Origin of the sequence: Edaphobacter sp. 4G125 (genome assembly GCF_014274685.1) — a bacterium.
Taxonomy (GTDB): Bacteria; Acidobacteriota; Terriglobia; order Terriglobales; family Acidobacteriaceae; genus Edaphobacter.
Genome location: NZ_CP060393.1, coordinates 870,052 through 881,049, shown reverse-complemented (window position 1 = coordinate 881,049; position 10,998 = coordinate 870,052). Strand labels below are relative to the sequence as shown.

The window sequence follows — 10,998 nt, the reverse complement described above, 5'->3', positions numbered from 1 at the left end:
CGAAAAAAGCGCACGAAGGGGCAATAACCGCTCGACGCCGTTCTCGCGACCTTCTCGCGCGACAGCGACTTCACGACTGAAAATGGAAGCAAATGGCGGGGAGGAGTTTCGTTGATTCGCCTCAACACACTCCTAAAATCAGGCTGCTGTCATCGACAGTCAGTGCCCAGATCTTCCAGTGCTCAGATCCTTGCCAGGAGAACAACCCGCAGGAATCTGCCTCTCCACTTCGCTTCAGTACTGCCTGAAAAATCCCAGAGCCCATCCAGCAGAACCCTCGAAATCTCTCAGTAATTCCTGATATTTTTGAATATAAGACAATATCAGTCCTATATCAAGATAAATATGCGACAAACTCAGTCGCCTATTCGATACCCGCACAAATTTTCCGCTTCCATATGTCTCTTCACACAAAAAAGCGGCGGAGAGCAATGCTCTCCGCCGCCTCAATAAGAGGGTTTACTAAAGAATCAGGTTAGAAGTTCAGCTTCAACTGAAACTCCGTTGTACGAGGTCCGCCAATATTCGACGTACCCGATCCACGCTGTGAGCGATTCAGATCGTGATCTGCGAAAGTATTCGGACCGTTAAGCAAGCCACTCAATGCCGCAGCTCCCCCTGATGCAGTCGTCGTATTGGCAAGAGTTCCGTTGTTGTAGTTCTTGAAGTTGGAGAAGTTTCCAATATTGTAGAACGCAATTGCTGGAACCAAGGACATGCCTTCACGTAACCGACTCAAATGAATCGGGTACGCAAAGCTAACGTCAAGGTTGCGATAAAATGCATTTTCTGGTCCACGGGCTTCAGCTACTGGAGCAATTGGCTGCTGAACCGCCTGGAGCTGCGAAAGCTGTGCCGGGGTAAAGAGTCCTGCATTTACAAGCGCTTGACCTGCGGGCGTCATCTGCCCAGCATGGGTAGCGTTGTACTGGTTAATCAGTTTGTTAAGGTTATTACCCTTATACTCATGCATGAAGTAGCCGGGATTCGTTCCAGGGACGAGGTCGCCAATTGTTCCATCGCCCGTGACGTCAGACATAAAGATACCTGCCGTAGAGTCACCACTAATTCCACCGTTATCCAAGTTCAGATCAGTCGCTGCTGCCGAGTAGAAGTGACCAATAAGACTGACCTGCGGGCCATACTTCAAAGTTGCCGATCCGCCGAATGAGATCTGATGCGTATGATCCAAACCATTGCGGCCCATGTACTGGGTCGGATGATCGTAGTCATAAGAAGGCGATGAGAAGAACTGGTCTCCCACGCCCGTATTGCCATTGTTTATACCCGGATTCGCCGTGCTCACAATACGGGAAAGAGAATACGAAATTTGGAGATTTGAACTCACAATTCCAGGAGCTGGATGGGCTGCCTGCTGCCGGAAGACAACCTGCAACGCATCATAACCAGAACGACCAGCCGGAAGCAGGAACAACCCCTGGCCGAGCAGAGGGTTGATGCCAGGAAATGCGGCACCGGGTTTCCCCGCATAGGCTGCAGGATTGCTGCCTAGAAAGGTATTTCCTGAATCGAGACCGTTATGTGCAAAATCAACAATCGTGCCACCACTCGAGATCACGCAATTGATCGCGTTGGATCCCGACATTCCGGCACATGGTGTCGCACCTGAAGAAGTTGCATAACTATTTGCCGTTGCCGTGATTGCTGCTGTGGCGTTTGCCTTATTGAGGGTACGGGCAGCTCCGACATGGTTCACATCGATCTGCTGAGTGATTTTTAGCGTTGAATTATGTACATAGTCAACCGACAGGACGCCGCCACGGACTATCTCGCGCTGAATACCGGCGTTCCACTGCTCAGCATAGGGCGTACGATACGGGGCTCCGTAGACGTTAGCAATCGTCAGTGTGTTTCCAACATAATTGGGATTGCTCGCTGGCCCAGCAGCTGCTGTCGCGGCCTGGTAGGTCTTTTGAATATTGATGAAGTGCTGGCCAGACTGGCTAAGGGGCTGCGAGCAGAGTGTTGCAATCGAAACACCGCCATCGCCTGTCACGACGCTTCCATCTGGCAAGGTCAACGTAGTGGTTCCACCGCAGATCGAGGTAAAGTTATTGAAGAGACCTTTCGTGATCAAGCCTGCACGTGCATTCGTCGTATTGTTGAAGACATCGTTCTCATAAAAGATACCGAATGCTCCGCGATAGACTGTCTTGTGGTCGCCAGGGCTAAACGCAAAACCAATTTGCGGTCCAAAATTGGTCCAGGGTTGATGAATTTTTTTGCCAAATCCAGCCTGGAATTGGTCAAGTAATGGTTGATTCCCTGAGCAGGGAGAAGGAAGAGAGGGATCGACATCCGAGCACAATGGAGTCGGCAAATCCTGATTCGCCCGATTTGTATCGACGCTCCACCGAATTCCGGCAGTCAGGGTAAAGCTGGGTGTTATCTTCCAGCTGTCTGCAATATAAGCACCTTGACGCCAGTCTTCAGTACCTCCACCCGGCAATTTGAATCCTGGATTTTCAGTAAAGAATCCCTCACCATTGCCCAACGTAACCCGCGAGAGCGAGTACCCGTTCAATGGATCGGAGGCGCATGGTCCAGCTCCAGCGACGTTTCCACAGTTTGCCAACAAAGTGGCCGCAGTCATCGTAGCTCGGGGGGCAAGCCCAAAGAAGCTCGCAAATCCGCCTCCAAGGATACGATTCATACTATATCCGTAGCGGATGTTATGGGTCCCCTTAGTCCAGCTGCCGTCGTAACGAAACTGCTTATCCGATTGATAAGTATTCTGCGGTGCGTCAACGTTCGGACCAGAATAGAGACCAGCGCTTGCAAGACGAAAATTCAGGCCTGGAAATCCGTTATACACGCTCGAGTTTCCCGTGGTTCCATCTACAAGAAGGTTATGAAATTTCTCATAGCTTGCGCGGAAAGAGTGGGTAAAGTGGCCAGTTGCAAAATCTGCTCCACCGGCAAGACCCGGTGTGTTGTCGCGATTGTTATAAATCTGGTAACCCGCACCAAAGTTCGAACTAGAGAGGTTGACGTTGTAATTTCCACGTACGAAATAGTGGCCGTGGAATGGACCGTTATAGTCGAGACGAACCGTGGAATACGTCTCACGATAAGGTGATGGAATCGAAGGATGAGCTGCCTGAATTGCAGAAAAAACCGGCGCCATTGTGATGGAAACCGGCGACTCCTGCTTGATGCGTTCAGAGTTGCCAAAAAAGAACAGCTTATCCTTGATGATCGGGCCACCAATACTTCCACCAAACTGATTCCGCTGAAACGGTGTATCTAAACCACCCGCAGTTCTCGCAAACAGAGCGTTATGATCTTGAAAATAGTAAAAAGCTTGCCCATGAAATGCATTCGTTCCGGAATTCGTTGAAACCAGGACTTGGCCTGTCGAAGTTACATCACCGGACACATCCTGTGTTGAACGATTTAGCTGGAAATCGCCAATAGATCCCTGAGAAACATTAAAGATCGTCGTTCCAACTGTTTCATCTGTAATGTCCTGACCATCAAGCAAGATACGAGTCGTGCGTCCAGAAACACCGCTGATTGAAATCGCAGAGTAGCCTGCTTTCGTGGGATCGAATGATTCACCGCTCTGCAGAATTACACCTGGTTCAATCTGTGCCAGATCTAAAAAATTTCGCCCATTGACTGGCAGAGAATCAATCTGCTGTTTCGTAATAACGTCGCTTACACCCGCTTGCTCAGTGTTGACCTGCACAGTTCCGGCATCAACCTCAACAGTCACGCTTGATGAACCGATCGACAACTTGAAATTACCACTGGTTGCAGTTCCTGTTCGGACTACAGTTTTGGTTGTTAATGTCTGAAAACCCTCGGATGCCACGGTTACCTGATAGTTACCCGAGGTCAAGGGGCCTACGCTGTAATATCCCGCAGCATCGGTCGTAAGTGAACGTGTAAATCCGGTATCAGCGTTCTTAATCGTTATCTTTGCATTAGGAACTACCGCCCCGCTGGAATCCGTAATTGAGCCTTGGATCGCGCCACCATTTGTCGAAATGACCTGTCCAAAACCAAGACTCACTACTGCCAGCAACATCATCGCAAGTCCAAATAATTTCTTCATCGAAGTTGAAGCTCCTTTACGCCGCTCCTCAGCCTATCTCTCCACAGAGATGTAGTTACCTGGCGTTGAGCATGACGTTCCGAAGCTCCTGTGGCAATCTGATGACCATTTCCTGAAGAGATTCCATAAATGTAATAAGCGCCACTGTAACCAACGACTTACCTTCACTTACACCCAAAATCCCTTCGTGTCCTAACAATTAAAATCTGTTAATTCATCCCTTAAAAAAGCATTTCATCCCAAATTTCATATCTTATTGATGACTTCCACTCCCCTCTGAAGTAGTTATCCATAAATAAGTTTTACTTATATTTGCTTTTCAACCACATAGCCGCGTAGACCGAAGAGGCTTTTGTTTGGTGATCGAATTGCACCTCTGTGCGGACGTAATCTCCGAGTCTTCTTGCTTTAGAAAGATTTGCGGCTACTTACTCAGATAAATAGGGTCGCGCGAAAAGTAAAAAGAGGTTTTGACGCACGGAGGGAAAATGAAGAGCTTGCGAAGGATGGCAGGATGGGTGGCTGCCAGCATATTGCTCGTCATCACAATGGCGGGCCAACAACAAACTTCCATTACCGGTGGCCTAAATGGGACAGTTAGCGATGTCTCAGGTGCAGTTATCCCAGGTGCGACAGTAACGCTTGTGGGCCCCCAGGGTACTCGTGTTCTAACAACCGATTCTTTAGGCCGCTATAGTACTGCCGGTCTCACTCCCGGCCTCTATGACGTAACGGTGACCAAAGACGGCTTTATGAAGCTTGAATCCAAGCACAACGAAGTCGTGGTCAACTCGTCTTCGACTCTGAACATTACGATGCAGGTAGGTAGCCTCGGCCAGACTGTTGAGGTCCAGGCCTCGGCTGTCGCCATCGACACTCAGTCCACGGCGATTACCTCCAATCTGACGGACACCTTCTACAACAGCGTTCCAATGCCCCGTAACGTCTCGGCAATCTTCTATGCTGCTCCCGGCGTCGCTGCTGGTCAGGTTGCTGGATCTCCCGGTCAGATCGGCCCGGGCCAGTCCAATCCTTCGATTGGCGGCTCCTCAGGACTTGAAAATCTATATGTCGTTGACGGAGTCACGATTACAGACCAGGCGTTTGGAAGCATTGGAACCTATAACCGCTACCATGGAGCACTTGGCACCGGCATTAACCTTGCCTTTATCAAAGAGGTCGACGTAAAGACTACAGCATTTGAGCCGCAATACGGTAAGGCTACGGGTGGAATCGTCCAGATCGTCACCAAGTCAGGCGGAAATCAATACCACGGTGCGATAGCTGCCTACTTCGGCCCTGGAGCCTGGTACGCCAGTCGCTACCAGTACTACCAATTCGGTTATCGGCAGGCGACTCCGCCTTCGACGCTCTCCAGCCCGCAGTATGATGCAGCAGTCGAGCTTGGCGGCTATGTTCCTGGTTTCAAAGATAAGTTGTTCTTCTTCGGCGCATTCAATCCTGGACTGAGACAGGACATCATGCGGGCCAATCCGAATGCTCCTACTCCTTCAGTTGCATTGGGAGCACTGCAATACAGCACCACTACCGTAAGCTGGGCAGGCAAGCTAACCTATAAAATCCGACCTACGACCACTTTTGAAGCATCCGCATTCGGCGACCCGTCCCGGCACAATGCTCAACCTCTCGCCGTAGGCATCAACGGTCTTTCCTCGCTCTTCCCACACACAACTGCCAGTTCCTGGACGTTTGGCTCGCGGAATACCATTGCCCGTCTCAACCATGCCATTACCAGTAGTTGGGAGGCGGATGTCTCGTACGCCTACAACTACAACCACTTCAATGAATACCCCGCGACAACCGATTACGGTATTACTGACGCAAGCGGCAATTCGCTACCCCAGCCTACCGGTTCCATAATCTCCGGGCTTGGCGCCTATGAACCCTCGAAGAACAACACGTACAGCATCGCCGTCAACACTTCTAAAATGTTTTCGTTCTTCGGCCAGCACACCTTCTCGGCCGGATATGCCTACGACCACACAAATTTCCTCGATGAGCCTTCACGATCGGGCGCGCTGTTCGCAATCCCGAATCAGAATGCTAACGGTCAGACTCTGTCCACGCTTTTTCCCAACATCCCTGCTCGCGCAATCGGCGCGATGACCAATGCGTTGTTTAGAATCTCCGCAGCAAACACCGATCCGACGCTTACGACGACAGATCGAACTTGCCAACAATGTCCCATCAATAAAAACGGTCAGCAGATTTTTGCTTCCATCAACCGCGGCACCTATCAAGGCTTGTTGGTAAATGCGACCGGCCGATATCACACGGCTTATGGAAACGATGTCTACCAGATGAATCGCTTCATCACCATCAATGCAGGCGTCCGTTGGGAACAGGAGCGAATTGCAGGAACCCTGTTATCGTACACATTCACAGGAAGTTGGTCGCCTCGTATCGGCATCAACATCGATCCCGTGGGAGACCACAAGAGCAAACTCTTCTTCAACTTTGGTCGCAACTATTGGGCAATGCCTCTGGATGCAGCGATTCGCCAGCTCGGCAACGAACAGGACGACACCAGCTATGCATTTGCTCCCGTCATCAACTCCGATGGGTCCATCACAATCATCCCGGATGCGGCGCATACCCTGAATGGCCTGCCACGATCAACAAGCTCCAGTGGAGTCGTCTCGAAGTTTGGAGCTCCGAGCTTCGTGTCCTCAACCGGAGAAGGCATCATCCCCGGAACAAAGGGAGAGTATGAAGATGAATACGTGCTCGGCGTAGAGCGTCAGCTAACCCCGACCATCGTCGTCAAAGCGCGCTATACCGACCGTCGACTTCCCAGAATCATTGAGGACATCGGCTCGCAGTCCGTAGAAGGATCTACGATGACTTCGAACTTCAACGGAGGTATCTCCAATCCAAATAAAAGTACGGATATTGCAATTAATGAGCAGGAAGTGACCTACACGCAGGCACAGTTCCTGGCTGCAAACCCTGGAGGAAACCCGAGCTCCTCCACCTACAAGGCTCCTGTCACCGGTTGCACCGCATCGAACGATACCTTCTTTGGGGTGGGTGGGCCATTCATCGACGGAAGGAACAACCCCGTTGGCGGAGCCTGCTTCTTGAACCTCGCCACGATGGATGGGCCGGGACCTGGAAAAAACGGAGCAGATGGTCAACCCGACGGCTTCGTAAATCCCATTCGACGTTATAACGCTGTCGAATTCGAAGTCGACAAGCGCTTCAGCAATCACTGGCTTGCTCTCATCAACTTCCGCTGGGGCAACCTTTGGGGCAACTACGAGGGCGCATACCGTAATGACAATGGCCAGTCCGACCCGGGAATCAGCTCGCTGTTTGACTTCACGGCTGGCAAGCTGAACCTCCTGGGAGATCAATTCACCCCCGGCTATCTGAGTACCGACCGTCGTACTGTCGGCAATCTATTCCTGAGCTACAACGTCGGCTCCGACACACCGTTTATCCATGGTGCGCGAGGTCTGACTCTTGGCGCAGGATGGCGCGGACAGGCAGGAGTTCCGCTAAGTATCCTTGGAGATCATCCCGCTTATCTCAACCAGGGCGAGATACCAATCGGCGGCCGTGGCGCTGCTGGACGTACACCGTCAACGATGCAGCTCGATTTACATACGGATTACAACGTCCCGTTGGGATCACGCTGGGAGCGCTATCGTCTGAAATTAGCGATGGATATGTTCAACGTAACCAATAGCCAATTTCAGACCGGCCGCGTCCAGTACACACAGACGACTGGCTCTTTTATTGGCGTCCCACCAGCTTTGAACTTGGACTATAACCGTCCTACAGGCTTTCAAACTCCGTTCTATGCTCGTGGTTCGGTGCGGTTTGAATTCTAGCAGGCTAGGGGACCTAGTTGAAAAACAAACTCGAAACTATTACAAACGTTGTTTTGCTCGTTGTAACTCTTTTGGTAGGAGGCGGATTTTTATATAACCAATTCAATGGTGCTAAAGATTCCGCCTCCCAACAAGTGATTGGTCGTCATATTAATCTCGGCGCTGATCACGCCTTTCAGGCGGATCGAACGCTAATTTTATTTATTTCCACCGACTGTCAATATTGCATAGCTAGTACGCCCTTTTATAAAAGACTTGTACAAGCACATCCTAAAACCCCGATTATAGCCGCCTTCCCACAAAAGGAAGATGTAGCGCGAGAATATCTCGCAAAACATCAAATTCCTATTTCGGAAGTAATTAGTGCACCACAGCTATTACAGGAAACAACTGGAACTCCTACATTAATGCTGGTAGATAAAACCGGGAAAGTGAAAAATGCTTGGGTAGGACGACTGTCTCCTACAACAGAAAAAGAAGTCTTCAAACAAATTGGCTTATAACCTCAACATTTAGGAGATTCAATGTGAAATACATCGCTAGGGTTTCCGCTAAACTCACTCTTTTGATCTTCCTTGCAGCCTCCGTATTTATTAAACCGCCCAAAGCATACACCGCTCCTTTTTGCGCTACATACATCACGTACTATGATGATGCAACATTTACAAATGCAGTCGGTTACTACGACACCACCAGTTGCACAAGAGTTTATATGGGTGGCATACGCAACACTGGGTATTACATTAACGTAAATTACGGAGCATGCGGTACTGCATGCTCCCAGGGAGATGATGCTTGCGTTTGTGCGAGTTGGTCGGAGGCAGTCTGCGCTAATGGATCATGCACTTACTACTAGGATAAGCTTCATCGATTGAGCGATGTGAGGGAGAGTGTGTTCGCACTCTCCCTCCGTTATTGAAGGGGATCAAACTTGCAACTTTTCTCGCTGTATTTTCGCCTGAAGTTCTTTTCTCTCCTCCTTCTTCTCCTGCCGTTTGCTAGCCCTTCGCTTCATGCCGTGGATCCAGCAAAAAACCTCTCCCCACACTTCAAGCATTGGCTCAATGAAGAAGTCCCTTACATCATCGAAACGGAAGAACGCAGACAATTCCTTTCTCTAACCACGGATGATGAGCGGGAAAATTTCATTAAACAATTCTGGGAGGCTCGTAACCCCACGCCCGGCTCAGAGATCAATACATACAAGGAAGAGCATTACGAGCGGCTGGCCTATGCCAACCAGAATTTCGGCAATATCGGAGCGCAGGATGGATGGCGAACGGATCGCGGGCACATTTATATCGTGCTCGGCCCGCCGCAACAAAAGGCCAACTACCCTGAGTCACGAAATGTAAGACCTCTGCAGATATGGTTCTATCAAGCTACCAATCCTGCGCTGCCGTCTCACTTCTACATCGTCTTCTACAAACGCAGCATCGGTGAGGACTACACACTTTACTCGCCCTACATGGACGGGCCCACTCGCCTGGTAACCGGTCTTGAAGGGAAAAATGTGCAGACCAATAATCTCGATATCTTACGGCGGTCGCTTGGCGATGAAGTCGCTCGCACAACCCTCTCTCTCATTCCCACGGAGCCTGTAAACTTCTCAGACTACGCACCGAGCATGCAATCGGATGTATTGCTCAGCACGATTAAAGGCCTGGCGGACAACCCCATTACAAAAGAGATGCTCTCCGAACGGCGTGCAAATGAACGCGTCACCACCAGCATCTTTCTCGGAGAAAACTCGGCCACATTGCAATCCGCCGCCTTCCGCGACGCGAATGGACGAATGATTGTCGATTATCTGATGGCGTATGAACGCCCTGAGACTGGCATCGTAGGTCTCTTGCCAGACAAGAGAATTGGCTATTCCCTCAGCCTGCGTACCAGAGTCTTTACCCATACAGGTGCTTTTGTTTATGAGCAGAACGATCGATTCGCAGCAGCTGTCAATGAAGCGCAGGCAGCTGTCGCGAAGAATAAGCGTTTCGCTGCAGAAGGCAGACTCCCTTTAGTGCCTGGGGAGTATCAAATCGAGACGACGCTCACCAACGAACTCAATCATCTTGCGGTTCGTCAACGAGCGGATGTCTCCGTACCCGATCCAAACCAGCAGACGTTAGCACTCAGCAAAGTCGTCGTCTTTTCCCCTCAACCTCCGGTTCACGACAATACCGGACAGCTCCCTTTCAGTTTCTCGGGACTGCGCTTTGCTCCCAAAGGCCTCCAACAGGTCTCTCTTCATGTAGGAGAATCTCTGCGTCTCCTGTTCCAGATATGGAATAAACCGGCAGACCCCGGCTCCCTCACCGGGCACAAGATTAAAGTGCATTATGTCTACGGCACAATGCAGGCAGGGCAACAGATTCATCAGGAAGATGAAGAAATAGACGCCGCCAACTTCGACTCCTCCGGTACGATGCTGACCGGTCGAACACTCTCGACAGACGGTCTGATGACAGGCAATTATCGCGTTGTGATCACGGCAACAGATGAAACAACGCAACAAAAAGCCTACGCTAGCCTTGCCTTTCACATCGTCCCTGACCCACAAACAACCGATATTTGGACTGCTTATGACAGCACAGCAGACGGCCGTCGCGGAAGCGCCATCGATGACTATAAGCGCGGTCTGAGTGCGACCGCCCAGGGACAATCCCCAATCGCAATCCAATGGTATAAGCGCTCTGTAGAAGACGACTCCAGCTATGCTCCCGCCCTGACGCTCCTGATCGACTCCCTTGCACGAACCGGTGACTCTAAAACGATCGCGGCACTCTCGAACAAACTCCAGATGAATCATGAGCTTAGCCAGCAGACGGCTATTCAAATGTCACAGGCGAATGTGCAGATCGGCGACTACCCACAAGCCACCCGCATCCTGGAATACGAGCTACAATTTCAGCCCCCCAGTTCTGAGCTGTATCTTGCTCTCGCAGACATCTATATCAGGCAAGGTAATTCGGCTAAGGCAGAGGACTATAAACGTCAAGCGGCAAAGCTCTCTATCTCTAACTAGGCTTTATCAACAAATTCTTGGCCAATACAGAAGTG

At 50.5% G+C, this 10,998-nt stretch carries 4 protein-coding genes; 3 read left to right on the top strand and 1 reads right to left on the bottom strand.

The features are described 5' to 3' along the window. Positions 1-475 precede the first annotated feature (475 nt). Positions 476-4,081, bottom strand: coding sequence for a TonB-dependent receptor (locus H7846_RS03555; RefSeq protein WP_186695162.1), 3,606 nt, complete (start codon positions 4,079-4,081; stop codon positions 476-478). Between the two features lie 488 nt (positions 4,082-4,569). Here H7846_RS03555 and H7846_RS03550 point away from each other — a divergent pair, with 488 nt between their 5' ends. From H7846_RS03550 to H7846_RS03540, 3 genes are all read left to right on the top strand, one after another. Beyond that, positions 4,570-7,938: a TonB-dependent receptor gene (locus tag H7846_RS03550; RefSeq protein WP_186695161.1), complete on the top strand. Its 3,369-nt coding sequence runs from the start codon at positions 4,570-4,572 to the stop codon at positions 7,936-7,938. A gap of 17 nt (positions 7,939-7,955) precedes the next feature. Beyond that, positions 7,956-8,441, top strand: coding sequence for a TlpA family protein disulfide reductase (locus tag H7846_RS03545; protein ID WP_186695160.1), 486 nt, complete (start codon positions 7,956-7,958; stop codon positions 8,439-8,441). 428 nt (positions 8,442-8,869) lie between these two features. Beyond that, entirely contained in the window at positions 8,870-10,963 is a 2,094-nt protein-coding gene (locus H7846_RS03540) for a GWxTD domain-containing protein (RefSeq protein WP_186695159.1), read from the top strand. Positions 10,964-10,998: the final 35 nt, after the last annotated feature.